We start from the raw sequence: 25,246 nt of genomic DNA on the forward strand, positions 1-25,246 counted from the left end.
CGTGGGTGCCCCGGTCCTGCGGGGCCTGCGAGCGCAAGGCTTGGCACATCCGGACCTGGAAGCGGAGCGAGCCCCTTTCACGCACGTCCACGCCCTACCAGTGCCGCAACTGGCGGCATCAGGGGGCGTGCGCCAGGTGGGTGAGCCAGCGGGACTATTCGCGGATCATGGCGGCTCTGGAGGGGTGCGATCTGTCCGGGCTGCTGCTGGTGGTGCTCACCCTGGACCCGCGCACCGCGCCCGCCGAGCTGGACGAGCGCTACCGATGCCTTCAACCACGCTGGGCGATGCTCCAGAAGTACCTGACGCGCGGGTGGGACGCGGGCGGGGTTCCGCGGCTGGGCAAGATCAAGTTCGTCAGCACCGTCGAGCAGCACCGGAACGGCAGCCCGCACATGAACGTCATCATCTACTCGCCTGAGCTGGCGCAGCTCCTGCGGGAGGAGCCCGCGTCGGAGGCGGAGGAGGCCCGGGGCGTGGGGCCGCGCTGGTGGCGGGACCTGGTGGCGCACTGTGGATGGGGCCACCGCTCCAGCATCGGTCACGCGCGCAGCAAGAGCGACGTGGCGTCGTACACCGTGAAGGTGGAGAAGGGTGCGGTGCCCCACCCTACCCTTGTTGGCGAGGTGGTGAAGACGTCCCAGCTTCCGACGTGGGCGCCCCCGAAGACGCGGCGGCTTCGCGCGACGAAGGGTTGGCTCCCACCAGCGCGAAAGCCAACGCATCCAGACTGGACTGGGGAGCTAGTGCAGGCGCCGACGCCGGAGCTACAGCGCCAGGCGCAGGCGGAAGGGCTCGCGCAGCTCGGCGCGGCCATGGGGATGCCGCTGGAGTACCGCGATTACCCGTCGCTGACGGGGCAGTTGCGCGCGTGGTCGCCGTGGGCGGTGCGAATCCTCCGCATCACCGAAGGAGCCAGCGCATGGACCGGGGTCCGACTATCGCGCTACAGCTGGGACTTGCGCTCGGAGCGGTTGCGCGTGCGCCCGCCGTGGGAACCGTGTCACATCCCGCTCCCAGACGCGGCGCGGGACTGGATCCGCGCACGAGCGGCGGAGTGGGTGGAGGCGCCGCGAGCACGGGTGCTCACGCTGGACGAGTTGGCGGACGTGGAGCGCTTCCGCCGCGCAATGCGCACGGCGGAGACCGTGGAGCAACACGAACGTGCGTGGGAGATTCGCCCGCCCGACGAGGTGATGGACGCGTGGCACGAGCTGCACGAGCGCGCGGGGCTGCCCGAGCGGCCGGAAGTGGACGACGGCGGGCGCCAAGCGGAGCAGTGGGAGCCGCCACCGAAGGCGGAGGACCTGGAGCGCTTCAAGTTCGGCGCGGCGCTGACGGGGCGCTTCCTGTTCTGGCAGGACGTGGCGGAAGCTTTCGCGCGCGGTGAGGATGTTTCGCGCATAGAGGCGCCTCGGGACTGGCGCCTGCGGATGCCTCGCTAGTGTGAGAGGCGAGCCGGCGCGCCGCGAAAGAGCGCATCGACAAGCGCCTGGTGCGCGAGACGCTGGATGGCGCGTTCTGGGACCTGGTGCCCGGCGTCTACGTGCGCGGCGAGGTGGGAAAGCATGCCCTCGGCGTTCGTAGTCTCGAAGTCCGGCTGGTCCAGTAGCTCCAGCTTGCAGAGCTGGCACACGAGGGTTCGTCCGTCGAAGGTGCGGAACACGTAGACGGAGGAGTTAGGGCCGAAGCGCGCGTAGCTCATGGATGGATCCGCGTGGCTTTCGCGTCGAGCACGTCGAGCAACTGGGCCGCGAGCGCGTCGGCGTCGTCGGGTGCCAAGTAGACGTAAGGGAAAAGCAGCTCCACGAGGATCCGGGCGAGCTTGAGACGCGCCACACGGGGAAGCCGCGAGCGGAGGACGCGCAAGGGATTGAGCAGCACGGCGGAAGTCACAACGCGGACGCGTGCGCTGCGGGCAGCTCGCGAGGGTCATACGGTGTCGTGCTGATGGGGAAGTTCCGCGCGTTGAGCGCGATCAGCCACTCACCAGAGCCAGACGCCAGACGGTCCGCGAGTATCTTCTTCTGTTTCGCCCAGCGGTGAAGGGTGCGGGGCGAAACGTGCGCGCGGTGCGCCGCCTCTTTGACTGAGAGCCATTCAGCGGGCGGGCCAGAAGTCGGAAGTAACGAGGGGTCCACGAGCGAGATCGTATCGCCAAAGGCTGACGGCCGCGCAGCGTGGCGAAAGTGGCGAGGACGGCCGCCCGCTGGCGGCGGAATGGGTGCCGTGTCACCCATTGCGAAACGTGCGACGCATCGGGCCGACGTGGCGGGTCCTGGCGAAACCCCCGTCTGTGATGGCGGCGGCGAAAGCGAGACAACCCCTCTCACTGACGGCGGCGGTGCGTGGGTCCGCCCGTAAGTCCTGAGTCGTTGCGCCCCTTTCTGTCACCGCGACTTTCGCGGTGTTCCACCAGTTCGGGAACAGCTTGGCCCTGCGGGGCCCGCCAGGACACGCACCGCTGCTGTCAGCCCTTTCCACTTTCGCGGGGTGACGTGTGGCCGAGGAGCTGGGGCAGAACGCAGGCGACGCGGGCGCCGTGAGCGCAACGGCGGACGGCGAGCTGCCCAGCGACGAGGGCCAGGCCGAGGAGGCGCCGCAGGAAGAGCAGCGTCTTCCGCCGCGAAACCCGGGCCTCTTCGAGCGGAAGCCAGCCCCATCCCCTGCCCCCGTCACTGAGGCGTCGGCGGAAGTGCTCCCGCCGGAGGAGGATGAAGAAGCCGCGCCGCCTCCCCCGCGAGCGAGCGCGACGGCGAAGAAGACGGGGCGGCCCGTCGGTGACGACCCGAAGCGCAGGGAGCGAACCTACAAGGACAAGCTCAAGGCGTGCCGCGTGGCGGCGGACTTCCGCACGGCGAATGAATGGGCGCTGAAGTACGGCGTGCCGATTCCGCCGTACGCGCAGCAGGTTGAGCGCCAGGAGTTCGGAACCGTCGGCGGTCAGCCCTTCGTCAAGCGCGAGCCCGTGGCGAAAGCGCAGGCCCGGCCCGCGCCTGGTGCTCCAGCTCCGGCCGCGCAAGCTTCCGGAGCTGCGGCGCCTGGTGCTCCAGCTCCGGCCGCGCAGGCTCCCGCAGCTGCACCGCCTCCGCCTCCTCCGCCCCCGGAGCCTCCGAAGTACATGGGCCAGGACTTCCAGCGCGTCCGCAAGTTCGCGGAAGCCGCGCTGCCTTTCGCGTCCGTGCTGGGCGAGGTCTCCAAGCGCTTCGGGGTGGACGTGTCCCAGCCCACGCGCCGGAAGCTCTTCGCGGGGACGCAGTTTGAAGGCCAGTACGAGGGCGACCCCGTGGCCCGCATGGCGGAGCTGGCGGGCGTCATCATGGCCAAGCGCGCGCCGAGCGACGCTGACGGCGGAATGCCCGCGGAAGTCGAGCTGCTCGGCGTGGCGGGCCTGGTGCTGGTACCTGCCGCGCCCATCATCGCCAGTAAGGCGGGTGACTTCCTGACCGCCCTTGCGGTGCGCGTGACGGGCGTCGCGCAGCGGGTGTCCGGCTTCATCCGGAGTCGGCGGCGATGAAGGGGAGGCGCCTGAAGACGCAGCACGCGGAGCACGCCGGGAAGAAGGCGGAGGCGTGCAAGGAATGCGGGCGCGCGCTGCCCCGCCCATGGGAACGCGAGTCGCTGGAGTTCTACGTCCCAGACGTCAGCGAATGTGTCCACGTGGTCGGGATGACACGCATGGGCAAGAGCTACCTCGGCAAGCAGTGGGCGTCGTGGCTCATGAAGAAGAGCCGTCCCGTGGTCGCGCTCGACTACCGGGGCGAATGGGCGGTGGACGGCATCAAGAGGAAGAACAACAGCCTGGGTCCGCTGAAGCGCACGGTGACGGTGACTGAGTTTCTGGAGGACCCCGGCATCATCCTGGCCGCGCGTCTGGCGCTCGCCATCCGGCCGGACGACGTGCGGGCGCTGCCCGAAGTGAAGGCTGCGCAGTTCCGGCTGGTGCTCCCGTACCTGCGCGAGCGCACCGACGACGAGCTTCACCTGTTCATCGATGAGACGGGGATGTTGAGCCCGTACCTCAAGAAGGAGTTCCACGACATCGCGGCGACCTGGGGCGCGGACGGCGTGCGCCGCTACTGGCTGAAGCAGCGGTGGACTGACGACGAGCCGGAGACGCGGGCCCAGGCGACGAAGGTCGTGAGCTTCCGCCAGGTGAAGACCACGGATTTGCGGTTCCTCGCGCAGGACGCGGGGAAGGACTTCGCCCGCGCCGTCTCCCAGCTCCCGCCCCGCCAGCACGTCGTGGCCGACCTCACCACGGTCCGAATGGACCAGCTCGAAGCACTGGAGGCATGAATGGAAGCGAAGTTCAAGGCGTGGCACGTCGGCGGGGCCTTTGTCGCCGGAATCATCGTCGGAGGCGGGGCCACGGTGGCCATCGGTGAGGCCACCGACAGCATCCGCTCCCCGGCCGAGCGTGAGACCGCGCAGAAGGCCCGCGAGGCCGCCGCGAAGAAGTAGCGCAGCCCCCACCACCAACACCACCAGACGCCCCAGCGTGCCGCGCGCCCGCTGGGGGCCGTCCACCAGGCGCGCACCCTTCCCTCTTCGCAGGAGTCGTTTCCATGCCTGAAAACCTGGTCCCCTTCCCCGACGGCAGCAAAGACCTGCGCGCACGCGGCGACGCGACGATGGCGCGCAACTCCATGAAGATCGGCCCGCGTATGGCGTGCATCGCCGTCGAGTGCCGCATCACAGCCCACGTCACGAACAGCGACTCGTCCCCCGTGGCCTCCCTGTCGATGGACGCCCGCAAGGCGTTCCTGTCCGCGTACACCGTGAGCCTGAGCCGCTACCTGGGCAAGACGGTGGCGGCCATCGAGCCGTACCAGGAACACAGCTCCGCAGTCGTGCGCGACGACCTGCGCATTCAGCAGGAAGTGGACTACGTGGGCCTCACCGGGACGACGCCCGGCACGCTCGGCGGGTCCTTCGCGCCCGGCGCGAACGTGGTGAAGTTCACGCTGGTCGTGCCGTTGGGGGCGCTGGCCTTCGTGAAGGACGGCGAGAAGTTCCAGGGCGTCTGCGCCGAGCAGCTCCTGGACATGGCGCTGAAGCTCAAGTGCGGCGCGGACCCGTTCGCGGCGGCGAACGCGAAGCTGAAGCTGGAGAGCCAGGCCGTGGAGTTCGTGCCCCGCACGCGCAAGGCGCGGAACCGTCGGCACGGCTGCCTCATCGTCAACCGGAAGATCACCAACCCCCAGAACGACAACGTGCGGACGCCCGACGGCCTGACGGTCGGCTTCTGGGACGAGGGCGCCCTGGCGGATACGACGCTGGAGACGCTGCGCGTGCAGGTGCTCACCGCCGGGCACGACGTGGTGACCGTCACCGACGACCCGAATACCCCGTTCGAGATCTTCGCGAAGTACGACCTGGAGCCGGGCTCCGACGCGACCGAGGACTCGGGCCACACGGAAGACCGGACCCCGCTCTTCATTGTGGAGGAGAAGGTCTTCAAGAACCTCTACACGGGCGCCGTCCTCGTGAAGCAGGTGAAGCGCAAGGACGACTTCAGCGCCATCGCCAACTACATCGAGACGCCCAGCACCGCCCAGGTCAAGGCGGAGATCACGCTGATGGCGGAGAAGCTGCCCCGCACGCGCCAGCTCCTCGCGGTGAGCACCGCGGCGGTGGAGAAGCTGGAGTGCGACGACGAGCAGCGTCCCTTCACGGGCTGGACGGGCTTCACCGACGAGGATCCGGAGTTCTACGAGTTCTGCGGCTATCTCTGCCTGCCGGGCGGTGAGCCGCGCGTGTTCATCCCCCCGGAGCGCAAGCGCAAGGCGGCGCTCCAGATGCTCGACGCCATGCAGCCGTCGCCCGAGTACCCGGAAGGCAACACGGGTGCGGTGGAGGCCATCCGCCGCGCCATCGCGCGGGAGTTCCCGGGCGGCCTGGTGGACGTCGTGGAGGGCTTCTCCGTGCCCTCCGGGACGTACAGCGAGATCCAGAAGCAGCTCGCGGCCGAGGTGAACGTCATCACGGCGCAGATGGCCGCGCGCAGGGCCGCCGCGAAGTAGCGACCGCTGTTGCACCAGGCCGGGCCTCGCGACTCGCGGCGCCCGGCCTAGCTTCCTCCCCTCTTCTCTCCTGGAGTGCCTGTGCCCGCGCCTCAATTCCTCGTGATCCTGGTGGACTGGGCGCATCGGACCTTTGGCCGTCGCAGCTCCGGCAGGCCCGTGCCAGTGGAGGCGCCGCCGTCGGTCGGTGATGGTTCTGGAGCTCCAACCCCACGGGCTCCGGTGGAGCCGGTGCAGCCCGCCCCACAACCCGTCGAGCCGCCGCCGGAACCCGCGAAGCTGACGCCCCCGGAGCCGCCCCCGCCGCTTCCTCCTCCTCCGACGCGCGACCTCCGCCCGCCAAGCAACGCACCCGCGATGGTGGCGAACGGCGCTGCCCTTCTGGCGACGGTGCTTGCTGCAACCCCGCTCGCGCCGCTCGCGCCGTTCGTCGGTGCGCTCGGCAAGTTGCTGGGCGGGTGGATCAACGAGAACGACAAGGCCAAAAAAGCGCAAAAAAATCTGACGGACGCGCGTTACGCCGCGCTGGAGCAAGCTCGGTACGTCGCATTCATGGAGCAGTGGACGGCGGGCGTGAACCTTTGGAACGCGGGCGCGTACGAGCTGGCCGAGGCTGCCTTTGCGCGCGCTGAGCTGGCGGGTAATGAGGCGCGGCTCCAGGTGGGCCGGAAGATTGACGGGACGGAAGTGGCCTGTTTTCGCGCGTGGATGGCGAAGGGCTGGGGCCCGCTCTCGTCGGAGGAGGACCACTTCTACTTTGCCGGATGGCTGATGGGAGAAGGTGGCTTCACCGGCCAACCCGCGATCAAGGGCCCAGAGGCCAAGACCAACGGCCTTTGGTACTACTGGGACATTCAGGGCGTGCTCCGCCGGTATCACTGGCGCCCGGATCATCCCGACTACGACGGCACCGTGGTGCCTCCCTTGCCCGCTGAGACCATCGCAATGATGGAAGCGGCGGCGGAAGAGCGGGCCTTCCGCCGGATGACGGAGGAGGCCACAGGCGCCGGAGAAGGCGGCTACGTCAACAACATCAAGAGCGACAAGCGCACCGGGACATACGACCCCGAGCTTGAAGGGACCACGCGCATCACCCCCAAGCCGAAGGCGCCCGTCACGACGCCCGCGCCAACTCCGGCACCTGCTCCCGCGCCAGCTCCGGCACCTGCTCCGGCACCTGCTCCGGCACCTGCGAAGCCGAAGCCCCCCGTCATCGTCCCGACGAAAAACCGGGACTACGTGGACTGAGGCGGGCGGCACACCCTCACCAACACAACTGGCCCGCGCCGCGGAGTCCAGGAGGAGGCACGGCAACATGCTTTTCCCTATCATCACCGGAGCCACTGGTCTTGCGCTGGGGCTCGGCTACATGGCGCTGCGGCAATCACAGACACCGGGGAGAGTCCTCGTCGTCCACCACGAGCCAGAGCCGCAACCGATGCGGCCCGCGACGACGCCCGCCGAAGTCATCGTGTTCAAGAAGGATGCGCCGACCCAGCAGGCCCCGCGAGGGATTGCGGTGGGCGAGCCGACCGCACCGCCGTCCAAGCCCATGGCGGTGGGCGAGCTGACGGAGCCGACGCCGGAGCCGGACGCTTCCGCAGTCCTGTCCGTACTGAGGGCCCCTGGTGGCATCAAGCCGCGCGCGCCGCGCATTGCGCAGGGGACGCTGGAGCCTGTGACTGGCGAGGAGACGCCGCCGGTTCGACAGCTCCCCGCGCCTGGCAGCTCCGCACGCACCACCACCACCGACCCCATCTATCAGCAGTGGGCGACGTACTGAGGGAGACACGGGACCATGAGCGAGAAGAGCAGCGACAACACGGTGAAGATTCTCCTAGGGGTTGTGGCGGCCCTGGGGGCGGGTGGCGTTGGTGTGGCCGTCATGCGCTCGAAGGACAGCGCGAAAGCGGAGGTTGACGCGGCCAACGCGAAGGCAGCGGCGGCCGAGAAGGAGGCCGCTGCGAAGATTGAGGCCGCCGCGAGGGACGCGGAGTACCGCGCCCAGCTCGCCGCCATGCAGGCCGCTGCGGCTGCGGGACAGAAGTCGACGACCGCGCAGCAGTACACGCCCCCGGCGCAGCAGTACACGCCGCCCGCGTACAACCCCACGCAGTACGCGAGCACGCAGGGCGGGCGCGGAGGTCTGGCCAACGACATTCTGGATTGGCTCGCCGTGGGCCAGGCCGCTGCGGGCCTCGGGCAGCAGTTCGGCATCATCCCGAAGTAGGCCAGGTGTCGAAGTCGGGGCACCAGCGCCGAACAACATGCAGGGAGGCACACCGTGATTCAGAAGCCCGAAGTGCGCAGCGTGGATGCGAATGGACAGGCGACGTGGAGCGGCGTGGCGGGCGTGGGGTTCAGGCTGCTGCCGGGAGAGCGCAACGTGCAGCGCTATCCCGTGAACGTCGTGTTGAACGGCAACGCCAACAAGCCGGAGACGGTGGCGGGGCCCACGTTCGACACGCACGGCACGCTCATCACGAGCGTGCAGGTTGTCGGCGGCCAGACGGGGGATGAGTGGTTCCTGGCCATGATGCCTACGGAGGCAGACAAGAGCCTGCCCGCGCATCGGACCAACAGGGACGGGTTCCTCGCGCTGGGGACGCGAGAGCCGCACGTCCTCTTCGACCTGGACACGGACGACGACGACACGCGGAAGTTGATGAAGTCCGACGACGCGGGAACGTTGGGAAACAACTTCGTCTACATCGACACGGGCTATACGCAGCGGCCCCGCCTGGGCACCGGGAGCGAAGGCGGGCCGGACGCAGAGAAGGCCGCCGCGTTCCTGGGCTACGCGTTCGACCTGCGCGGATTCTCGCATGTCCTCTTCACCGTGGAGTCGGTGTGCACGGCGGACTACTCGGACGACCCCCAGACGGCAATCATCCCGGCCGTGGACCTGTGCGCCGCGCCGGGTCTGCTCGCACGCACGTTCCGCACGGTGAAGGCGGGCACGGCCGGCAACGTCGGAGGCGCGGGCGTCTCCCCTGCCCCGCTCGCTCCGGTGGTGTACGGCGGCAAGGCGCGGCGGAGCGCGAGCATCCTCCTGGGCGCGGCTGAGTCGTCGCAGTCCCTCGCGGACACCGACCGCGCCGGGCCGCTCTTCCCGGCCGCGAAGTTCCGCCTGATCACGAGCAACCCGTGGGGCAAGGACGCAGGGGGGGGGAACATCTGGGACAGCGCCTGGCGGATGCGGCTCACCGCCCAGGCGTGGTGAGGAGGACAAGCCCATGAACATCTCGCTGGCGGACGTGCAGAAGATGGACGCGCTCCAGAAGAAGGTGCTGGAGCAAATCGAGGAGGGCGAGAGGTGGATCGCCACCATCACCACCGTGGACGCGGTGATTGGGTGGCTGCCGAGTTGGACGCCCGTGGGCGCCGTGCGTGACCTCGCAATCACCGACACGCAGCGCCAGCAGATGGGGGCCGTCAAGGCGGCCCGCGAGCAGTACGCGCGCTGGACCACGGTCCAACGCGCTTGGGCGGAGCGCGGCACCAACGACAACGGCCGGGCCTATCCGGTGAAGGAATGGCTTGAGCTGGGCGACGCGTACGGCTCCCAACTCGCATCCGCGCTGGGCGCGTTCTGGGACGCATCGCCGTTGCTGAACGGCGTCCAGGGCACTGCGGCTGAAGTGCAGCTGCAAGCTGAAGCGGTGGTGGAGGAAGTGAAGAAGGACGTTGCAGAGCTGGCGGAGTCCGCGAAGAAAACGTTCACGCTGTCCACCAAGGCGAAGGTTGGCCTGGTGGTCGTGGGCGTCCCCCTTGGCCTGGGCCTCATCGGCCTGGGCCTCAACAGCATCCCGGGCTTTGGCCTGGTGAAGAAGGTGCTCCCATGATTCTTGAAGCGCTGGGGCTCACTGCCGTTGCTGCGGCGGGCGCCCCGAAGGTCGTGAACAAGGTGCGTCCGAAGGTGGACCTGGTGGCGGGCCTCACGCTCGCGCAGCTCCGCGCCATCATGCCGAACCTCGCGGAAGCGAAGGCGGTGGAGTACCTGCCCCTTTTGGCGAAGGCGATGAACGAGGCGGGGATCAACACGCCCCTCCGCCGTGCGGGCTTCCTCGCGCAGCTCGCGCACGAGTCGGGCGAGTTCCGGTGGATGGAAGAGATTGCCGACGGCACCGCGTACGAGGGTCGCAAGGACCTGGGCAACACGCAGCCTGGGGACGGCGCGCGCTACAAGGGGCGCGGCCCCATCCAGCTGACGGGCCGCGCGAACTACCGCGCCGCAGGTGCGGCGCTCGGCCTGGACCTGGAGGGCAACCCCGACCAGGCGAAGACGCCCGCCGTCGGGTTCCGCGTCGCGTCCTGGTACTGGACGAGCAAGAGCATCAACCCCCTGGCCGATGCGCGCGACCTGGTGGGGATGACGAAGAAGGTGAACGGCGGCACCAACGGGCTTGAGGACCGCAAGAAGTATTACGAGCGCGCCTTGCGCGTGCTGGGGGTGGCCGCTTGAGCCCCGAGACAGCCGAGCTGTTGAAGATGGTCGGCATGGCGGTGGGCTCCGGCATGACCGGCTTCCTGGCGCAGACGCGTGTCGTCCGTCGGCGGCTCGCGAAGCTGGAGCGCACCGTCAAGAAGATGGGTGGAGAGCTGGAGGACACGCGCGCCGAGGTGGTGGAGCTGCGCGACACGACCGCCCGCCGGTTCGCCCTGGTGCAGGCCGCATTCCGGCGGTTCGGTCGCGCCCTGCACGTCCACCCGCAGCCGAAGTAGCAGCACCCTCCCCTTCCCGTAGTCCCCAGAGGCCCCGATGCCCGAGCCCATCGAAGCGAACGAAGAACTGGAAGTGATGACGACGACGGAGAGCGGCCCCGCCGTGGAGCTGCGCGCGTTCAAGCCGCTGCCGGTGCCCGAGCTGGCGGCGGAGCCAGTGACGGAGCCCATGGGCACGCTCACCACGGAGGTCCCGGTGGAGGAGCCGCGCCAGGGCCTGGTGTCCGCGCGCATGGCGGCCGTCTTCGCGACCCTGGCCAGCGTCGGCGCGTTCCTGGCGGGCATCCTGCCCGTGCCCTACAACCTGGCCCTGGGCGTCCTGGCGATGGTCCTCGCGGCAGTTGCTGGCGTGGCCACGACCATCCCCAGCATCACGACGGGCGCGCCCGTCGTGAAGGCGAGCGTTGCGGTGCCCTGCCTCGCGGTGGCAACCATCCTCGCGCAGTTCGCGCAGACGCTGGCGGACGGACCCGTGCGCGGCCTGGTGCTCGCGGGCGCGGTCGCGCTGTTCGGCCTGGCTGGTGTCCCCTTCCCGTCCAACCTGGGCCAGCACAAGGGCGGCTGACGCCATCACTGTGGAGCGACTCCGCGCCGCACCAACGCCCCCCCAGGCCCGCACAGCCTGGGGGGCGTTGTCGTTGCGGAGCACCAGGCGCTGCGCTAGGCGTCGTCTTCCGGTTCGTCTACGTAGTCCAGGGCGGCCTGCACCTGCTCGAGGTAGAGCGGCACCACCTCGACGGCCGCGACCTCTTCGAGCACTTTCCGCGCGCCGGCGAAGTCTCCCGCGTCCTTGAGCTTGGCCGATGCCACCAGGGCACGCGACAGGCGGCGCGACCCGTCGCGAATGCGCTGAGCGACTTCGCGGAGCAACGCGGCTGCCGTAGTGGGCGCGGCCAGGGCCTGCTGCGCGTCTGCGGTGCTGATTGCTACCTGTGGCGCCACGCGGATCAGTAGCTCGCGCAGGTCATCGGTCACCGGCAGAGCTGCGTCGGTCGCGTGCTGGGCGCCCAGTTCGCGCACCCTGTCCCAGTCACCCGGAATCACCCTCGCCCATCCTTGCCTTGCTTGCACATCTCGAACGGCCATGCGTGCTGCCCCTTGCACCGCTCCATGCACGCGTTGCAGTCGCCCGTCCACCTGGGCTTTTTTTGGCCCGCGCACAGCGTGTAGACGTCGATGCAGTGCTGTCGCCACCCTTCGTCCGGGTCGTCCTTCTCGGCGGCCTTTTGGAGTTCCCGAGCGCCCTGCATCAGCGTGATGGCCTCGCTTTGAGTCATCCCGCAGGCCTCCGCGGACTTGAACTTCTTGAGGCAGCAGACGGTGCTTAAGTCTCCCGGGCGGCATGTATCGGCAGCTTGCGCCAGGTAGTCACCCGTGGTGCGCCGGCCCGTCTCATGCGCGGCCGTCGAACATCCGGCGGCCACCACCAGGCCGAACGCTGGGGCAATCCATCGAATCGCACTTAACATGCGAAACCAGATATCACTGCAATACGAAGAAGTTGAGTAGGCGCAATGCGCGGAGACGTGGGAGGTTGCCCCCTCCCCCACAAGAGGGATGGTGCGCAGGCGCCGCAGGCACTGGAGTGCGCGACCATGGATGACGACGACACCCCCGCGACACCGAACGAGCTGGTGGCGGAGACTCGCGCGGCCCGGCTGCTGCCCACGGTCTACGTGCTCGACGGTGAGGCGGCGATCATCGTGGAGGACCGCGAGGGGCTCTACCGCGTTGAGCAGCACCCCCAGGGCATCGGCTGGGCGCAGCGCATCCCATGCGGCGCCCCGGCCGGGACGAAGGTGGCGAGCCGCGCCGCTGCCCTCCTGCTGCTCCTCGAAACGGGATGGCAGGCGTCGGACGTGACGCTGCACTAGGCGCGGGTTGAAGCGGAACCGTGGCGCGCCTGGCTGCGGTCCCACCCACTGGAACATGGACGGCTACCCGGGCGGACGGCCGCCGCGTGTGCCGCTTGAGTGGCAGTAAGGGGCCTGACCTTGGAGAGGCCCCCGCCCCCGGCCCAGGGGCGTGGATTGAAACGCTACCGCCCCGTTGAGGTCGATCCAGCACGCGGAACGACGCGGCCCGTCACCCTCACCAGGTGGCGGGCCGAGTTGTTTCCTGGCGGGCGCATTGCGCCGCCGCGAAAGCCGGGAATTTCGCGCGCCCTTGAATTCTGCCTGGGCGGAGACGTAGCTTAGGGGCAGGCGGTAGGAAACTACTGCCCCAGGGTGAGGCGTTGGACGCGCCTCGAACCCTGGGGACTAACCAGCAGCGGTGGTGGAACACCGAAGCCGGTTTTCTGGCGGGGACCTGGGTGGAACCGGGAAGCCCTCTAGAGCGCTCCCCATGGACCCCTGAAGCTTTGGATGCCCCTGTCCTTGGGCGAGCTTTCGCGGCTTGGGAGGACCGTGCGTCCGCCCTTCCCGCTCATGGTGCGCGCCGTGGTAAGAACCGGGCCGAAATCGGCACTTTTTTACGCCGAAAACTTGCAAAAGTCGAGGGCTCTGACCCCACGCTTCTTATCAGACGTTTCGACCATGGGTTCCCCAGAGATTCCAGGCGCTTCCCCGGCCCGCCCAGGTCCCCATCCGGGCGCCCCGCAACCAGCCCGCGGCGCTCTTCGCGCCGTGGCCCCCAGTCAGCGAGGCGCCACCGTCACCCATCAACTTCCGCGCTGGGCGGTGGAATCTCGTGCTTCCCGAGTCCGTGTCCGAAACGTACCTTGCCGCACCATGCGCCTCTTCCGACGAACCGGACTCGCCGCGCTGTGCGGCCTCACCGCGGCCCTGCTGACGGGCTGCCCCGAAAAGACGACCCAGGCTCCCGCGGACGGCGGCGTCACCAGCGCCACGGCGGCCCCGGACGCGGGCCCCGAGGCCGTGGTCTTCACGCTCCAGTACCAGTCCCCGGATGGCGGCTCCGCGCTCATCCCCCTGGCCCTGGAGGAAAAACCGCTCGTGGAGCCCACCTCCGACCTGGAGCTCCGCAGCAACCTGGGCCTCAAGAACTACCGCGTCCGGCTGATGGACGAAGCCGACCGGGCCATGGTCTCCGACGACTCCGTCTCCGAGGCCGACGACGGCCTCGTCTACCGCATCCACCTGCCGCAGCCGCTCAAGACCGGCTACTCGTACACCCTGGTCGTGGACGCCCAGACGGGCTCGGCCTTCCAGGACTCGCTCGGCCGTGACGTCGAGGACCTCCGGGCGTCGTTCCAGATCATCGGCGACAAGGAAAAGCCCAAGCCGGCTGCGCCGCCCCCCGCCAAGGGCGGCAAGAAGAAGAAGTCCAGGTAGCCGTCATTCCTGGGCTTCTGACTGCCCCGGCGCCTGGTCCGGCAACGGTTCATGCGTCGCCGGCGCCGGGGTCGGCAGGTTCAGCGCCGTGCGCAGCTCCCGCAGCTTCGCCTGGATGATCCGCATGTTCCCCGGGCCCATCCGCAGCAGATGCTTCTGGGCCTTGCTGAGGCTTTCCAGCTCCGGCGACGCATAGGCGTACAGCGCGCCCTTCGGCTCCACCTCGACCGGTCCCTGGGGCACCGGCACCGCCAGCAGATGCTGGATGGCCCGGCCGAATGCCGTTTCGAAGGTCTGATCCGGCGGCGCGATCTCCCGCCAGGCCTGATTGATGAGCGGCTTCAGCTCCCGGTACACCATCGCCGCGCCGGACGCGTCCAGCGAGCCCAGCACCCGGGCCACCAGGTCGTAGCGCGCGTAGCTCAGCGGCGCGATCTCCGAGCGCCCGTTCGCCCTGGCCGCGCCCACCTGGAACGCCCCCGCGGGCGCCATGAACGACAGCGAGGTCCGGGGGCTCTCGCCCTCGGCGATGTTGCTCACGGACGCCGTGAACCGGCGCGCCAGGTCTCGCTCCTGGAGCCACCGGGCCAGCTCCGGGTCCACCGACAGCTTGCCCACCAGGTCGCGGATCCGGCCGTCGCTCTCCGGCAGTGACACCTCCGGTGGCGCCTCCGCCACGCCCGCGTCCACCACCGGCGGAGCCGTCACCACGGGAGGCGGCTCCGACTGGCGCTTCAAGCCGAAGTACGACGCCACCACGCCCACGACCATCAGGGCGATCAGGATGGCCGCGACCTTGCCCCGAGAGGGAGCCTTGGGCGGCTCGGTCTGTTGCGGCGGCGGTGGAACTCCTCCGGGCCCTTGATTCACGAAATTCGGATCGCTCATGACGCCGAACCTTACAGACAGCCCTGCCGCCCATTCCAAGCGTGTTCGAACTCCCGTACGCAGTTCGATATTTGAGCGGAGGATGTGAGGCATGGAGCCCCTGCGGACACCCCACCCCATCTACCTGGACCACAACGCGACGACGCCGCTCCTGCCTGAGGTCGTCGACGCCATGCTCCCGTACCTGCGCGAGCACTTCGGCAACCCCTCGAGCAGCCACGCGTACGGTGCACGGGCCCGGAGCGCGGTCGCCCGGGCACGCGAGCAGGTCGCGGCCCTCCTCGGCTGCGACGCGGATGAGGTGGTCTTCACCTCCGGCGGCACGGAAGCAAACAACCTCGCCATCCGCGGCGTGACGGAGGCGCCCGAATCGAACCGCCATGTCATCACCACCTGCATCGAACACCCGGCCACGGCGCGGCCCTGTTCATGGCTCGAATCGCACGGACGGCGCGTGACGCGAATCGGTGTCGATGCCGACGGGTGCGCCCGCCTCGACGAGGCTCGCGAAGCCATCCATGGCGATACCGCGCTCGTCACCGTCATACACTCGAACAACGAGACCGGCGTCCTGCAGCCGGTCTCCGAGCTCGCCAGGCTCGCCCACGCGGCAGGCGCCCTGATCCACACCGATGCCGCCCAGTCGCTCGGCAAGGTGCCGGTCCGGGTGCACGAGCTCGACATCGACCTGCTCTCCATCGCCGGGCACAAGCTCTACGCGCCCAAGGGTGTCGGCGCGCTCTACGTGAAGCGCGGCACGCCGCTGGCTCCCTTCGTGCTCGGCGCCAGCCACGAACGCGGGCTGCGTCCAGGCACAGAGAACGTCGCGTCCATCGTCGGGCTCGGCACCGCGTGCGAAGCCGTGGGCCGCGACCTGGATGCGACGGCCGCGCGCATGAGGCGGCTCCGCGATCTCCTGGGCACGCGACTCGCGAACGCGGTGCCCGGCCTCGCGCTCAACGGACACCGCGAGCTGCGCCTGCCCAACACGCTCAACGTCCGCTTCCCCCGAGCCTCCGGGAGCGCGGTCCTCGATGGCGCCCCCGAGGTCGCTGCCTCGACGGGCTCCGCGTGCCACGAAGGCCACGAGAGCGCCTCCGCGGTCATCCTGGCCATGGGCATCCCCCCCGAGGACGCGCTTGGCTCCGTGCGACTCACGCTCGGCCGTGGCACGTCAGAGGACGACGTCCTGCGTGCCTCCGAGGCGCTGATCCGCTCCTGGACCCGGCTCGGGGGCAGCTAACCGCGAGACTCCTCCAGCGGCATGCCGACCTCCGCGGGCAGCCGCCAGAGCTGCCCGTCCTCCGGTGACAGCAGGAAGCCCCCGGGCAACAGGTGCACCGACGTGACGACCTCCGTGGACAGCGGCAGCTCCCACGCGCACACGGGCCGCAGCGTGCCGGGGTCCAGCTGAAGCAGGTACCACTCGCCTGCCTCCAACAGGTCCTCCACCGCCACCAGCACCGCCCGTTCCATCACCAGGCCCATGTAGCCCGTCGCCAGCGTCCCGGCCTCCGGCAGCGCGAACTCCGCCGCCAGCGTGGCCTCCGGGTACGTCCAGCGCCGCACCCACGTGCCGCCCACGCCGATGCAGCCCGAGCCGTCCGGCAGGAAGCCCGCCGGATAGAACGGCGCGTCCACCGAAGCCACCATCGCGCCTCGCACGAGCCCCGCCGCGCCCCGCTCCACGAAGGTCAGCCACGTCCCGTCCTGCCCCTGGCTCACCGCCACGCCCATCACTGGCAGGCGCGGATGCGGCATCCATTCGTGCAGCCCGTCCAGGTCGTCCTCCCCCTGTCGCGGCGTATCGAGCGCAAGCCCCGCCTCCGTCCCCGCGACGTCCGATAACGTTCGGGCATCCAGGACGCGCACGCAGACCCGCCCGTCCTCCAGGCCGGTCGTCCACAGGCCGTCGCCGGTGACGTCGAACCCCATGGCCTGAGTGGGCCGCGTCCACGCTCGCGCCGGCGTCTCCACCGGGCGCCCATCCCTCGCCCGGCCCACCATCTCGATGCGCCCCGGCCCCAGCACCGCCGCGCACTGGAGCGATGGATGCAGCGCCACGAGCCTCGCGGTCCGGGGCAGCTCCAGCACCCGCCCGGACGGCCACTCCTCCCGCGCCCCGAGCACCGCCAGCCTTCGAGCCCCCACGGCCAGCCCCAGGGCATCCTCCGTGGGAGGCAGCACGAAGCCGTCGCCCGCCCACTCCGCGTCCGTCACCGGCAGGGTCGTCACCCGGGTGAGTGCCACGCGGCGGCTGGGAATGCCCCATGGGGTGCCGGGCCGTGGCCGGCCGACCCAGGGGACCACCTGGCCGCTCAGGCGTCCTGCTCCATGGCCCGCACACGCGCGAGCGTGTCCAGGTCGCGCTCGGTGGGGCCCAGCTCCAGGAGCAGCCGGCTCACGTCGTACAGCAGGTCGCCGCGCTCGAAGACCTTCAGCCGGGGGACGTCCAGGTTCAGGTCGTCCGCGCCCTTGTTGTACGAAAGGTCCATCAGCGACCGGAGCTGGAACGAGTCGTAGAGGTTGTACTCCACCAGGTAGCGCAGGGCCTCCACGTCCCCGCGCCGCAGGTACGCGCGCCACAGCAGCACCGCGTCGTAGCCATTCACGCCCTTCAGGTGCGGCGGCCGGCCCACGCCCAGCTTGTCCTCAATCTCCTTCAGCCCGCCGCCCATCCCCAGCCGCCGCGTGACGAAGCGCAGGTCGATGTGCGCCTCCGGCACCGGGAAGTGCCTCGCGCCGAAGTACTCCTTCAGCACCGGCACGTCGAAGCACGAGCCGTTGAACGTCACCCACAGCCGCCGCTTCGCCATCGCGTCCGGCAGCGCGTCCATGTTCCTGCCCAGGATGAAGACATGCAGCCCTTCGGCGTCGAACAGGCTCACCACCGTGGGCACCTGCGTCTGGCTGCCGTCCGTCTCGATGTCGAAGTAGACGGCGTCGTCCTGGAACTCCGGGAACAGGCGCCAGTGCTCGCGCGGCGGCACCATCCGGGCCAGCTCCTTCAGGTCCTTCCGCTCCAGGGCCGCGCGGGCCTCCGCGATGCGCTCGCGGGCCGCCGTGTCCGCCTTGCGGCTGATGACGATGCCGCCGTCCGGGAAGTCATCCCAGGTCCGGATGCCCTTGGACCAGAGGTCCTTCTCGCGCCACGGCCCCACGCCGGGGATGAGCTGGAAGGTGTGCCGCAGCATCAATCGAGCGCACCCAGCCTTCCCGCCAGGAGGTCGTCCAGGAGCGGCACGTCCGCCTCGCAGAACGGCAGCGCCTGCATCTCCGTGGGCGTGTGGAACGCCAGCTGGTGCGCGCCCAGCGGCTTCGGCTCACCGGACACCAGCGTGGCCGCGAACAGCACCAGCTCCACCGTGAGGTCCGGGTACGTGTGCCGGCCCTCCCACAGGCGGCGGCCCACGGACAGCTCCACGTCCAGCTCCTCGCGACACTCGCGCGCGAGGGCCGCTTCGTCCGTCTCGCCCGCCTCCACCTTGCCGCCGGGGAACTCCCAGAGGAGCGCGCGGCTCCCGCCGGGAAGGCGCTGCTGGACCAGGTACCGCGGCCCGCCGTCTTCCGGACCGGGCCGGGGAATCAGCGCCGCCACCACCCGCACCGTCCGGGGCACGGCGCGCGTCACCCGCGCGGCCCCTTCTTCACCTTGTTCATGTCCAGCGCGTACAGGTACGCGTTGTTGGACAGCACGTACACGCGCGAGCCCACCACGAACGGCGGCGCGGAGATGCCCGTGCCCGGGTTCCAGGACAGGCGCGACCGGCCCGTCGTGGGGTCCACGAACAGCAGCGCTCGCTCGTTGGGCACCAGCAGCATTCCCCGGGCCAACACCGGAGCGAACGCCGTCCTGTCCTTGAGGGGAAGCGACCAGATGAGCTTTCCCGTCTCCCCCAGGTAGGCGTCCACGCGGCCGTCGCCCGCGGCGAACACCACCTCACCCCGGGCGAGCACCGACGTCAGGCCGCCCACGCTGGCGTTCCAGATGACCGCGCCGGAGTCCGCCTCCAGGGCGTACAGGCCATTCTTGTACGAGGCCACGTACAGCCGCCCCGCCGAGTCGATGGCCGGCGTGGTGTCCACGTCCAGGAACTCCGTCCCCGAGCCCGACAGGGACTTCTCCCAGACGACCGCGCCGTCGTCGACCTTGAGGGCCACGAGGAAGCCGTCGGAGAAGCCGATGTACGCCGTGCCCTGGTCCACCCTCGGCGCCGAGGCGCCCCGGACCGTGAAGCCCGACGGCGGATCGCGCCGGTACTGCCACACCCACGCGCCGTCCGTGGCCTTCACCGCGAACAGCGTGTCGGTGTCCGTGGCCACCAGCACCAGGCCGTCCGCGAGCACCGGCACCGTGGCCAGGGACTCGTTGGTGGCGTACTTCCACTTCACCGCGCCGGTGCGGCCGTCCAGCGCGTACAGCACGCCGTCACCGCCCGGCAGGTAGATGACGCCCTCGCTGGCCAGACCGCCCGCGAGCGGCCGGCCCCCCGTCTGGAAGGACCACGCCAGCCTCCCGTCGGGGCCCACCGCGCGGACATAGCCGTCACGCGTCTGCGTGATGACGTTCCGGCTCTCCGGGTCGTACACCGGCGAGGCGGGCTCGCGCGGCGCGTACTCCAGCAGCGGGACCTGGTCGATGAGCCCCGTCCACCAGTTCACCTGGAAGAACTCCACCGGCGGCTGACGGGGCGCCGCGGGCAGCTCCGGGTTGCCGTACAACGGCGCCGTCGCACACCCGGCCAGGAGCCCCGCTCCGGCCACCATTCCCACCCACCGCTTCCACCGAGCGAGCCGCATGGTCATGAGTGCGCTACGGCTCCCCCGCGTCCGTGGCCGGCGGCGCCGGGGTGGGCACCTTCACGCCCTCCGCGGCCAGCACCGCCATGCGCTCGGTGGCCTGACGGGCCGCCGCGCTGTTCGGGTGGTCCGTGGGGATCTTGGACAGCACCTGCGCGGCCTCGTCCTTCTTCCCCTGGAGGATCAGCATGCGCGCCTTGTGGTACGCGCCCATGCCGACCAGGTACTCGCCGCTGTCCGCCTTCTCCATCGCCTCGAAGGAGTTGATGGCGTTGGCGTAGTCGCCCTTGGCCTCGTAGGCGTAGCCCTGGCCCTCCAGGGCGCTGGCGCGCAGGGCGTCGTTCTCCGGGGCGCCCTTGAGGAAGGCGTCCAGGGAGGCCAGCGCGTCGTCGTTGCGGCCCAGCCGGAACTCGGCCTTGCCCTGCGGCAGGGCGGCCGTCGTCGCCGAGCGCGTGCCGCCGTGCTCCTTGCGGAAGGCGGCCAGCTGCTTCACGACCTCCTCGTCGCGGGCCTGCGCCGAGTCGAACGCGGGCTCCGTGGCGGACGGGTCCACCGGGTCCACGCCCTTCACGGGGCGGTCCAGGACGGTGAGCGCCTGGCCCAGGGCCATGGAGGCGGTCTGCTCGCCGCGCTTGGAGACCTCACTGGCGATGGCCACGCCCACCGCGCCCAGCACCAGCACTCCCGCGCCGATGGCGAGGAACTTCTGGCGCTGCATCAGCCAGTCCCGCGCCTCCGCGCCCACCTTCTGGAAGGCGTCCGGCTGGCGAAGCTCCTGCTGGCGAATCTTCTCGGTCTTCTGCTGGGCCACGATGAAGGGACCTCTCTCCGGCTCGACGGTGCTCTTCTCTCTGGGAAAGCGGCGCACTGTAAAGAGCGCCCGCCGCGAGTGTCAACGCGCGAGCGCGGTCAGTCCCGCCCCGCGCGCTTCCCACCCTTCTTGCCACCCTTCCCCGCCAGGTGCGGGTTCTTTCGGGCCTCGCGCTTGGCCTTGCCTGGCCGCTCGCGGAAGAGCAGGCGGATGGGAACCCGCAAATCGAAGGTCTTGCGGATCTGGTTGGTGATGTACCGCTTGTACATGTCCGGCACGCCCTGCGGCTCGTTGCACGTGAGGGCGAACGTGGGCGGCGCCGCCGCCACCTGGGCGATGTAGTACAGGCGCAGGGGCTTGCCCTTCACGATGGGGGCCGGGTTGTTGTCCACCATGTAGTCCAGCAGCTTGTTGAGCTGGGGGGTGGGCGCCCGGAAGCGGAACTGCTTCGCCAGCTCCACCGCCACGTCCACCACCTTCTCCACCTTGGTGCCGTGCAGGGCGGACGTGAAGAGGACCGGCGCGTAGCCCACGAACTTGAGCGCGAGCTTGAGGTCCTCGCGGAAGGCCTCCTGGCGGCGCTTGTCCTCCGCGATGAGGTCCCACTTGTTCACCACGATGACCAGCGCGCGGCCGCGGTCCATGGACAGGCCCGCGAGCTTCGCGTCCTGGTCCACCGCGGGCTCCGTGGCGTCCATCAGGAGCACCGCCACGTCGCTGCGCTCCAGCACCTTCAGCGCCGCGATGACGGAGTACTGCTCCACCTGGTGCGCGATGGTCTTCTTGCGCCGGATGCCCGCCGTGTCCGTGAGGATGAGCGGCGTGCCCTTGTACGTGACCTCGGAGTCGATGGGGTCGCGCGTGGTGCCGGCGACGTCGCTGGTGACGACGCGCTTCTCCTGGAGGATGGCGTTGACCAGGGTGCTCTTGCCCACGTTGGGCCGGCCGATGATGGCCACGCGGATCTTCCCGTCGTCCGGCGGCGCCTCGGCGTCCTCGCCCTCCTGCTTCTCCGGGAGCTTGGACACCACGGAGTCCATCAGTCCGCCCATGCCCAGGTTGTGCTCGGCGGACATGGCGTTCACGTCGCCCAGGCCCAGGCGGAAGAACTCGCCGGCCAGCGACTGCATCTGCCCGGACTCGTTGTCCAGCTTGTTGGCCGCGACGACGACGGGCTTGCCCGCCTTGCGCAGGTAGGTGGCGACGGCCTCGTCCGCCGTCGTCATGCCCGCGCGCGCGTCCACCACGAAGATGATGACGTCGCACTCCTCCACCGCGAACTGGGCCTGCTCGCGCACCGACTGGAGCAGCGTGTCCTTCTCACCGGGGACGAAGCCGCCCGTGTCGATGAGGGTGAAGGCGCGGCCCTCCCACTCCGCGTCGGCGTAGTGGCGGTCGCGGGTGACGCCGGGCTGGTCCTCGACGAGCGCGATGCGCCGGCCCACCAGGCGGTTGAACAGCGTGCTCTTGCCCACGTTGGGGCGACCGACGATGGCGACCAGCGGCTTCATGGCATCTCTTTCGACAGCGACGACGACTTCGACGACAACGACGTCAGCGGCACGGACCTCAGCGGCGACGTCACTCGTAACCCAGCTTCTTCAGGCCCGCGGCGCGCTCGCTCCAGCGGGCCTCCACGCGCACGCGCAGGTCCAGGTAGACGTGCGCGCCCAACAGGCGCTGCACGGACTTGCGAGCGTCCGTGCCAATGAGCTTCAGCATCTGCCCCTGCTTGCCAATCAGGATGGCCTTCTGGCTGTCGCGCTCGACGTAGATGGACGCCGCGATGCGGATGAGGCCGCCCAGCTGGCCCGGGGGCGTGCCGGGGCGCGGCTCGCGCTCGGACTCGTCGAACACGTCCACCAGCACCGCGGTGGAGTACGGGATCTCCTGGCGGCAGTGCCGCAGCACCTGCTCGCGGATGTACTCGGCCACCAGGACGCGCTCCTGCTGATCCGTGAGCATGTCCTCCGCGAAGAGGGGCTCGCCCTCCGGCAGGTGGCCCAGCACGACCTGGAACAGGTGCTCCACGCCGTCCTTCTCCCGCGCGGAGATGGGCACCACCTCCGCGAAGGGGAACTCCTGGTTGTACAGGGCGATGAGCGGCAGCAGCTTCGACTTGGGGATGGAGTCGATCTTGTTGATGACCAGGAAGGTGGGCTTGCCCACCTTCTGGAGCCGCTCGAGGATGGCGCGGTTGCCCGGCGTCACGTCCAGCGTCTCGCCCTGGGGCGGCTCGATGAGGAAGAGGACCAGGTCCACCTCCTCGGCCGCGGAGAGGGCGGCCTCCACCATGTAGCGGTTGAGCTCTCCCTTGGCCTGGTGGATGCCCGGGGTGTCGAGGAACGCCACCTGCCCTTCCGGGCGCGTCACCACGCCCAGGATGCGGTTGCGGGTGGTCTGCGGCTTGGGCGAGACGATGGCGATCTTCTCGCCCGTGAGCGCGTTGAGCAGCGTGCTCTTGCCCACGTTGGGCCGGCCGATGAGCGCGGCGAAGCCAGCGCGAGGGGTCTTCTTCTGGGACTGGGAGGCCATACTTCCGGAGATGATCAGTGGGCCTTCCGACTTCGTGCGACGGGAAGGCCCCGGGAGAACTGCCAGGGTACGGCGGACGGCCTTTACGACGGCCGCGCCGTGGAGATGGTCAACGTCTGGATGCGCACGTCCCGGCGGGGACGGTCGTTTGAATCCTTGGGAAGCTCATTGGCGATGCGGTCCACCACCTCCTGCCCCTCCACCACCTCGCCGAAGATGGTGTAGCGGTTGTCCAGGTGGGGCTGCGGCGCCGCGGTGATGAAGAACTGGCTGCCATTCGTGTTGGGCCCCGTGTTGCCCATGGCCAGCACGCCCTTCTTGTCGAAACGCCGGCCACCCTGGAACTCATCCTCGAAACGGAAGCCCGGGCCGTTGTTGCCCCGGCTGGTCGGGTCCCCGCCCTGGATCATGAAGTCCTTGATGCAGCGGAAGAAGAGCGTCCCGTCGTAGAGCGGGCGGCCGTGCTGGGGCTGGAACGTGATGGGGTCCGTCCAGGTCTTCTCCCCGGTGGCCAGCCCCACGAAGTTCTCCACCGTCCGCGGCGACTCCTTGGAGAACAGGCGCACGACGATGCGCCCCTCCGTGGTCTGGAAGGTGCCGAACAGCTCCGTGCCCTCGCGGGCCTTCGCCATGAAGCTCATTGCGGGGTGCTCTTGGAGGCGGGGGCCTTCTTGGCCGCCGGAGCGGGGGCACCCTTGGGCGCCTTGTCACTGAGCGTAATCGTTTCCAGGACCACGGGCGTCTGCGGGCGGTCCTGCGCGCTGCGCGGCACGTTGCCGATCTTCTCCACCACGTCGTAGCCGGTGACGACCTCGCCGAAGATGGTGTGGCGGCCGGTGAGGTGCGCGGGCGTGGAGGTGGTGATGAAGAACTGGCTGCCGTTGGTGTTGGGGCCCGCGTTCGCCATGGCCAGGAGGCCCGGCTTGTCGAAGCCGCGGCCGCTCTGGAACTCGTCCGCGAAGCGATAGCCCGGGTCGCCCATGCCGGTGCCGGTGGGGTCGCCGCCCTGGATCATGAAGCCCGGGATGACGCGGTGGAAGACGGTGCCTTTGTAGAGGGGCTTGCCCTTCACCTGCTCGCCCGTCTTCGGGTCCGTCCAGGCCTTCTCGCCGGTGGCCAGGCCCACGAAGTTCGCCACCGTGTTGGGCGCGTCCTTGGAGAAGAGCTTCACGGTGATGACGCCCTGGCTCGTCTTCAGGGTCGCGTAGACGTCCTTGCCGGCCTGGACCTTCTTCGTCCAGGGGCCCGCGGCGGGCTCGGCGGCCAGGGCTACGACGGCGGCCAGCGCCACGGTGATTCCGAGAAGACGGTGCATGCGGGACAGACTCCAGAGGCTGGAAGGCGCGGACCCTACCCCCCACCCCCCTGCCCCTCCAAGGGCTTTCACGCCGGAGGGTCGTCCGGTGAAGGACCTCCCGCGACGGGGGCCGCGACAGCCAGGGATGCCGGGGATGCCGGCTCGGCCTTCAGGCGCTCCAGCGTGCTGCGGGCGGCCGCCTGCTCGGCCTCCTTCTTGTTCCGGCCGCTGGCGCGGGCGTACACGGCCTCCCCGATGCACACCTCCACCTCGAACACCTTGGAGTGCTCCGGCCCCGTCTCCGACACCACGCGGTAGCGCGGCGACAGCTTGAGCTTCTCGTGGGAGAGCTCCTGGAGGAGCGTCTTGTAGTCCAGGCGGCCGGCACCGGAGGCCACCTCCTCCAAGAGCTCCGTGAAGCAGCGGTCCACCAGCGCCAGCGCCGGCTCCAGGCCACCGCTCAGGTACACCGCGCCCAGCACCGCCTCCAGCGCGTCGGCGAGGATGGAGTTCTTGTCGCGGCCGCCGGACTGGGACTCACCCCGCCCCAGGAGGATCAGCTCGCCCAGGCGCAGGCCACGGGCCACGCGGGCCAGGCCCTCCTCGTGGACGATGCGGGCGCGCATCTTGGTGAGCTCGCCCTCGGGGACGCCGGGGCAGCGGTCCATCAGCCGGTGGCTCACGGCCAGGTCCACCACGGCGTCGCCCAGGAACTCCAGGCGCTGGTTGTCCTTGAGGTTCTGGTCGCGGTTCTCGTTGACGTACGTCTTGTGCGTCAGCGCTTCCAAGGCCAGGTCGCGCTTGGAGAACTGCACGCCCAGGCGTGTCTCCAGGGCCTGCACCCGCTCGACGAGGGTCATCTTCTCCA

31 protein-coding genes are annotated in these 25,246 nt (G+C 69.7%); 16 read left to right on the forward strand and 15 right to left on the reverse strand.

Annotated elements, in window-relative coordinates; translation table 11 throughout:
• The first annotated feature begins 167 nt into the window (after window positions 1-167).
• The gene (locus KYK13_RS20905; protein WP_223632017.1) at window positions 168-1,445 is read left to right on the forward strand and encodes a hypothetical protein; all 1,278 of its coding nucleotides are present in this window, start codon (window positions 168-170) and stop codon (window positions 1,443-1,445) included.
• On the opposite strand, the gene KYK13_RS20910 is transcribed toward KYK13_RS20905, so the two are convergent.
• Both KYK13_RS20910 and KYK13_RS20915 read right to left on the reverse strand, forming a co-directional pair.
• Complete coding sequence (locus tag KYK13_RS20910) at window positions 1,442-1,705, reverse strand: hypothetical protein (RefSeq protein ID WP_223632019.1); 264 nt, start codon at window positions 1,703-1,705, stop codon at window positions 1,442-1,444. The two genes, KYK13_RS20905 and KYK13_RS20910, sit on opposite strands and share 4 nt — an antisense overlap.
• Complete coding sequence (locus tag KYK13_RS20915) at window positions 1,702-1,884, reverse strand: hypothetical protein (protein WP_223632021.1); 183 nt, start codon at window positions 1,882-1,884, stop codon at window positions 1,702-1,704. Before KYK13_RS20915 ends, KYK13_RS20910 begins: the two co-directional genes overlap by 4 nt.
• A gap of 658 nt (window positions 1,885-2,542) precedes the next feature.
• Between KYK13_RS20915 and KYK13_RS20920 the strand changes: the two genes are divergently transcribed.
• From KYK13_RS20920 to KYK13_RS20975, 12 genes are all read left to right on the forward strand, one after another.
• Window positions 2,543-3,517, forward strand: a complete 975-nt coding sequence (locus KYK13_RS20920) for a hypothetical protein (RefSeq protein ID WP_223632023.1) — start codon at window positions 2,543-2,545, stop codon at window positions 3,515-3,517.
• On the forward strand, window positions 3,514-4,299 hold the full coding sequence (locus KYK13_RS20925) for a hypothetical protein (protein ID WP_223632025.1): 786 nt from the start codon (window positions 3,514-3,516) through the stop codon (window positions 4,297-4,299). Before KYK13_RS20920 ends, KYK13_RS20925 begins: the two co-directional genes overlap by 4 nt.
• The gene (locus KYK13_RS20930) at window positions 4,300-4,464 is read left to right on the forward strand and encodes a hypothetical protein (protein WP_223632027.1); all 165 of its coding nucleotides are present in this window, start codon (window positions 4,300-4,302) and stop codon (window positions 4,462-4,464) included. It begins immediately after the preceding gene.
• A gap of 104 nt (window positions 4,465-4,568) precedes the next feature.
• The gene (locus KYK13_RS20935; RefSeq protein WP_223632029.1) at window positions 4,569-6,026 is read left to right on the forward strand and encodes a hypothetical protein; all 1,458 of its coding nucleotides are present in this window, start codon (window positions 4,569-4,571) and stop codon (window positions 6,024-6,026) included.
• Between the two features lie 357 nt (window positions 6,027-6,383).
• Window positions 6,384-7,274 (forward strand): hypothetical protein, encoded by an 891-nt coding sequence (locus tag KYK13_RS20940; protein ID WP_223632031.1) that lies wholly within the window; start codon window positions 6,384-6,386, stop codon window positions 7,272-7,274.
• A 67-nt stretch (window positions 7,275-7,341) separates the two neighbouring features.
• Window positions 7,342-7,809 (forward strand): hypothetical protein, encoded by a 468-nt coding sequence (locus KYK13_RS20945; protein WP_223632033.1) that lies wholly within the window; start codon window positions 7,342-7,344, stop codon window positions 7,807-7,809.
• 15 nt (window positions 7,810-7,824) lie between these two features.
• Entirely contained in the window at window positions 7,825-8,256 is a 432-nt protein-coding gene (locus KYK13_RS20950; RefSeq protein WP_223632035.1) for a hypothetical protein, read from the forward strand.
• Between the two features lie 54 nt (window positions 8,257-8,310).
• Entirely contained in the window at window positions 8,311-9,249 is a 939-nt protein-coding gene (locus tag KYK13_RS20955) for a hypothetical protein (protein ID WP_223632037.1), read from the forward strand.
• Between the two features lie 13 nt (window positions 9,250-9,262).
• Window positions 9,263-9,871: a hypothetical protein gene (locus tag KYK13_RS20960; RefSeq protein WP_223632039.1), complete on the forward strand. Its 609-nt coding sequence runs from the start codon at window positions 9,263-9,265 to the stop codon at window positions 9,869-9,871.
• Window positions 9,868-10,491: a glycoside hydrolase family 19 protein gene (locus tag KYK13_RS20965; RefSeq protein WP_223632042.1), complete on the forward strand. Its 624-nt coding sequence runs from the start codon at window positions 9,868-9,870 to the stop codon at window positions 10,489-10,491. The genes KYK13_RS20960 and KYK13_RS20965 overlap by 4 nt, the downstream gene beginning before the upstream one ends.
• On the forward strand, window positions 10,488-10,751 hold the full coding sequence (locus KYK13_RS20970; RefSeq protein ID WP_223632043.1) for a hypothetical protein: 264 nt from the start codon (window positions 10,488-10,490) through the stop codon (window positions 10,749-10,751). Before KYK13_RS20965 ends, KYK13_RS20970 begins: the two co-directional genes overlap by 4 nt.
• A 37-nt stretch (window positions 10,752-10,788) precedes the next feature.
• Window positions 10,789-11,316 (forward strand): hypothetical protein, encoded by a 528-nt coding sequence (locus KYK13_RS20975; protein WP_223632045.1) that lies wholly within the window; start codon window positions 10,789-10,791, stop codon window positions 11,314-11,316.
• A 95-nt stretch (window positions 11,317-11,411) separates the two neighbouring features.
• Here KYK13_RS20975 and KYK13_RS20980 read toward each other — a convergent pair whose 3' ends face one another.
• On the reverse strand, window positions 11,412-11,795 hold the full coding sequence (locus KYK13_RS20980; protein WP_223632047.1) for a DUSAM domain-containing protein: 384 nt from the start codon (window positions 11,793-11,795) through the stop codon (window positions 11,412-11,414).
• Window positions 11,792-12,220 carry a hypothetical protein gene (locus KYK13_RS20985; RefSeq protein WP_223632049.1) on the reverse strand — a complete coding sequence of 143 codons (429 nt, stop codon included), beginning with the start codon at window positions 12,218-12,220 and terminating at the stop codon, window positions 11,792-11,794. The genes KYK13_RS20980 and KYK13_RS20985 overlap by 4 nt, the downstream gene beginning before the upstream one ends.
• 126 nt (window positions 12,221-12,346) lie before the next feature.
• Between KYK13_RS20985 and KYK13_RS20990 the strand changes: the two genes are divergently transcribed.
• Both KYK13_RS20990 and KYK13_RS20995 read left to right on the forward strand, forming a co-directional pair.
• Window positions 12,347-12,625, forward strand: a complete 279-nt coding sequence (locus KYK13_RS20990; protein WP_223632051.1) for a hypothetical protein — start codon at window positions 12,347-12,349, stop codon at window positions 12,623-12,625.
• Between the two features lie 858 nt (window positions 12,626-13,483).
• Window positions 13,484-14,047 (forward strand): hypothetical protein, encoded by a 564-nt coding sequence (locus tag KYK13_RS20995; RefSeq protein WP_223632053.1) that lies wholly within the window; start codon window positions 13,484-13,486, stop codon window positions 14,045-14,047.
• A 3-nt stretch (window positions 14,048-14,050) separates the two neighbouring features.
• Here KYK13_RS20995 and KYK13_RS21000 read toward each other — a convergent pair whose 3' ends face one another.
• Window positions 14,051-14,935: a DUF3014 domain-containing protein gene (locus tag KYK13_RS21000; RefSeq protein ID WP_223632055.1), complete on the reverse strand. Its 885-nt coding sequence runs from the start codon at window positions 14,933-14,935 to the stop codon at window positions 14,051-14,053.
• Window positions 14,936-15,026: 91 nt separating this feature from the next.
• Between KYK13_RS21000 and KYK13_RS21005 the strand changes: the two genes are divergently transcribed.
• Entirely contained in the window at window positions 15,027-16,178 is a 1,152-nt protein-coding gene (locus KYK13_RS21005; protein ID WP_223632057.1) for a cysteine desulfurase family protein, read from the forward strand.
• On the opposite strand, the gene KYK13_RS21010 is transcribed toward KYK13_RS21005, so the two are convergent.
• The 10 genes from KYK13_RS21010 to rnc all read right to left on the reverse strand — a co-directional run bounded on the left by KYK13_RS21010 (window position 16,175) and on the right by rnc (window position 25,238).
• Complete coding sequence (locus tag KYK13_RS21010) at window positions 16,175-17,185, reverse strand: hypothetical protein (protein ID WP_223632059.1); 1,011 nt, start codon at window positions 17,183-17,185, stop codon at window positions 16,175-16,177. The two genes, KYK13_RS21005 and KYK13_RS21010, sit on opposite strands and share 4 nt — an antisense overlap.
• 68 nt (window positions 17,186-17,253) lie before the next feature.
• Window positions 17,254-18,129 (reverse strand): ribonuclease H-like domain-containing protein, encoded by an 876-nt coding sequence (locus tag KYK13_RS21015; RefSeq protein WP_223632061.1) that lies wholly within the window; start codon window positions 18,127-18,129, stop codon window positions 17,254-17,256.
• The gene (locus KYK13_RS21020) at window positions 18,129-18,566 is read right to left on the reverse strand and encodes a (deoxy)nucleoside triphosphate pyrophosphohydrolase (protein ID WP_121713228.1); all 438 of its coding nucleotides are present in this window, start codon (window positions 18,564-18,566) and stop codon (window positions 18,129-18,131) included. The genes KYK13_RS21015 and KYK13_RS21020 overlap by 1 nt, the downstream gene beginning before the upstream one ends.
• Window positions 18,563-19,741 (reverse strand): PQQ-binding-like beta-propeller repeat protein, encoded by a 1,179-nt coding sequence (locus KYK13_RS21025; RefSeq protein WP_223632062.1) that lies wholly within the window; start codon window positions 19,739-19,741, stop codon window positions 18,563-18,565. Before KYK13_RS21025 ends, KYK13_RS21020 begins: the two co-directional genes overlap by 4 nt.
• A 7-nt stretch (window positions 19,742-19,748) precedes the next feature.
• Window positions 19,749-20,549, reverse strand: a complete 801-nt coding sequence (locus KYK13_RS21030; protein ID WP_370645435.1) for a tol-pal system YbgF family protein — start codon at window positions 20,547-20,549, stop codon at window positions 19,749-19,751.
• Between the two features lie 95 nt (window positions 20,550-20,644).
• The gene (der, locus tag KYK13_RS21035) at window positions 20,645-22,057 is read right to left on the reverse strand and encodes a ribosome biogenesis GTPase Der (protein WP_223632066.1); all 1,413 of its coding nucleotides are present in this window, start codon (window positions 22,055-22,057) and stop codon (window positions 20,645-20,647) included.
• A 70-nt stretch (window positions 22,058-22,127) separates the two neighbouring features.
• A complete protein-coding gene (era, locus tag KYK13_RS21040; protein ID WP_223632068.1) occupies window positions 22,128-23,081 on the reverse strand; it encodes a GTPase Era in 954 nt (317 codons plus the stop codon).
• Window positions 23,082-23,164: 83 nt separating this feature from the next.
• Entirely contained in the window at window positions 23,165-23,722 is a 558-nt protein-coding gene (locus tag KYK13_RS21045; RefSeq protein WP_223632070.1) for a peptidylprolyl isomerase, read from the reverse strand.
• Window positions 23,719-24,396, reverse strand: a complete 678-nt coding sequence (locus KYK13_RS21050; protein WP_223632072.1) for a peptidylprolyl isomerase — start codon at window positions 24,394-24,396, stop codon at window positions 23,719-23,721. The genes KYK13_RS21045 and KYK13_RS21050 overlap by 4 nt, the downstream gene beginning before the upstream one ends.
• Window positions 24,397-24,464: 68 nt before the next feature.
• Window positions 24,465-25,238 (reverse strand): ribonuclease III, encoded by a 774-nt coding sequence (gene rnc / locus KYK13_RS21055; RefSeq protein ID WP_223646686.1) that lies wholly within the window; start codon window positions 25,236-25,238, stop codon window positions 24,465-24,467.
• Between the last annotated feature and the right edge of the window lie 8 nt (window positions 25,239-25,246).

It is taken from the genome of Corallococcus sp. EGB (assembly GCF_019968905.1).
GTDB lineage: Bacteria > Myxococcota > Myxococcia > Myxococcales > Myxococcaceae > Corallococcus.

What these genes read in the sequence shown, in the direction of transcription:
- KYK13_RS20905 (WP_223632017.1), top strand. Translation starts at nt 168, where the DNA reads ATGGCGGCTCTGGAGGGGTGCGATCTGTCCGGGCTGCTGCTGGTGGTG.
- KYK13_RS20910 (WP_223632019.1), bottom strand. Translation starts at nt 1,705, where the DNA reads ATGAGCTACGCGCGCTTCGGCCCTAACTCCTCCGTCTACGTGTTCCGC.
- KYK13_RS20925 (WP_223632025.1), top strand. Translation starts at nt 3,514, where the DNA reads ATGAAGGGGAGGCGCCTGAAGACGCAGCACGCGGAGCACGCCGGGAAG.
- KYK13_RS20930 (WP_223632027.1), top strand. Translation starts at nt 4,300, where the DNA reads ATGGAAGCGAAGTTCAAGGCGTGGCACGTCGGCGGGGCCTTTGTCGCC.
- KYK13_RS20935 (WP_223632029.1), top strand. Translation starts at nt 4,569, where the DNA reads ATGCCTGAAAACCTGGTCCCCTTCCCCGACGGCAGCAAAGACCTGCGC.
- KYK13_RS20940 (WP_223632031.1), top strand. Translation starts at nt 6,384, where the DNA reads ATGGTGGCGAACGGCGCTGCCCTTCTGGCGACGGTGCTTGCTGCAACC.
- KYK13_RS20945 (WP_223632033.1), top strand. Translation starts at nt 7,342, where the DNA reads ATGCTTTTCCCTATCATCACCGGAGCCACTGGTCTTGCGCTGGGGCTC.
- KYK13_RS20950 (WP_223632035.1), top strand. Translation starts at nt 7,825, where the DNA reads ATGAGCGAGAAGAGCAGCGACAACACGGTGAAGATTCTCCTAGGGGTT.
- KYK13_RS20960 (WP_223632039.1), top strand. Translation starts at nt 9,263, where the DNA reads ATGAACATCTCGCTGGCGGACGTGCAGAAGATGGACGCGCTCCAGAAG.
- KYK13_RS20965 (WP_223632042.1), top strand. Translation starts at nt 9,868, where the DNA reads ATGATTCTTGAAGCGCTGGGGCTCACTGCCGTTGCTGCGGCGGGCGCC.
- KYK13_RS20975 (WP_223632045.1), top strand. Translation starts at nt 10,789, where the DNA reads ATGCCCGAGCCCATCGAAGCGAACGAAGAACTGGAAGTGATGACGACG.
- KYK13_RS20985 (WP_223632049.1), bottom strand. Translation starts at nt 12,220, where the DNA reads ATGTTAAGTGCGATTCGATGGATTGCCCCAGCGTTCGGCCTGGTGGTG.
- KYK13_RS20990 (WP_223632051.1), top strand. Translation starts at nt 12,347, where the DNA reads ATGGATGACGACGACACCCCCGCGACACCGAACGAGCTGGTGGCGGAG.
- KYK13_RS20995 (WP_223632053.1), top strand. Translation starts at nt 13,484, where the DNA reads ATGCGCCTCTTCCGACGAACCGGACTCGCCGCGCTGTGCGGCCTCACC.
- KYK13_RS21000 (WP_223632055.1), bottom strand. Translation starts at nt 14,935, where the DNA reads ATGAGCGATCCGAATTTCGTGAATCAAGGGCCCGGAGGAGTTCCACCG.
- KYK13_RS21005 (WP_223632057.1), top strand. Translation starts at nt 15,027, where the DNA reads ATGGAGCCCCTGCGGACACCCCACCCCATCTACCTGGACCACAACGCG.
- KYK13_RS21015 (WP_223632061.1), bottom strand. Translation starts at nt 18,129, where the DNA reads ATGCTGCGGCACACCTTCCAGCTCATCCCCGGCGTGGGGCCGTGGCGC.
- KYK13_RS21025 (WP_223632062.1), bottom strand. Translation starts at nt 19,741, where the DNA reads ATGACCATGCGGCTCGCTCGGTGGAAGCGGTGGGTGGGAATGGTGGCC.
- der (WP_223632066.1), bottom strand. Translation starts at nt 22,057, where the DNA reads ATGAAGCCGCTGGTCGCCATCGTCGGTCGCCCCAACGTGGGCAAGAGC.
- era (WP_223632068.1), bottom strand. Translation starts at nt 23,081, where the DNA reads ATGGCCTCCCAGTCCCAGAAGAAGACCCCTCGCGCTGGCTTCGCCGCG.
- KYK13_RS21045 (WP_223632070.1), bottom strand. Translation starts at nt 23,722, where the DNA reads ATGAGCTTCATGGCGAAGGCCCGCGAGGGCACGGAGCTGTTCGGCACC.
- KYK13_RS21050 (WP_223632072.1), bottom strand. Translation starts at nt 24,396, where the DNA reads ATGCACCGTCTTCTCGGAATCACCGTGGCGCTGGCCGCCGTCGTAGCC.
- rnc (WP_223646686.1), bottom strand. Translation starts at nt 25,238, where the DNA reads ATGACCCTCGTCGAGCGGGTGCAGGCCCTGGAGACACGCCTGGGCGTG.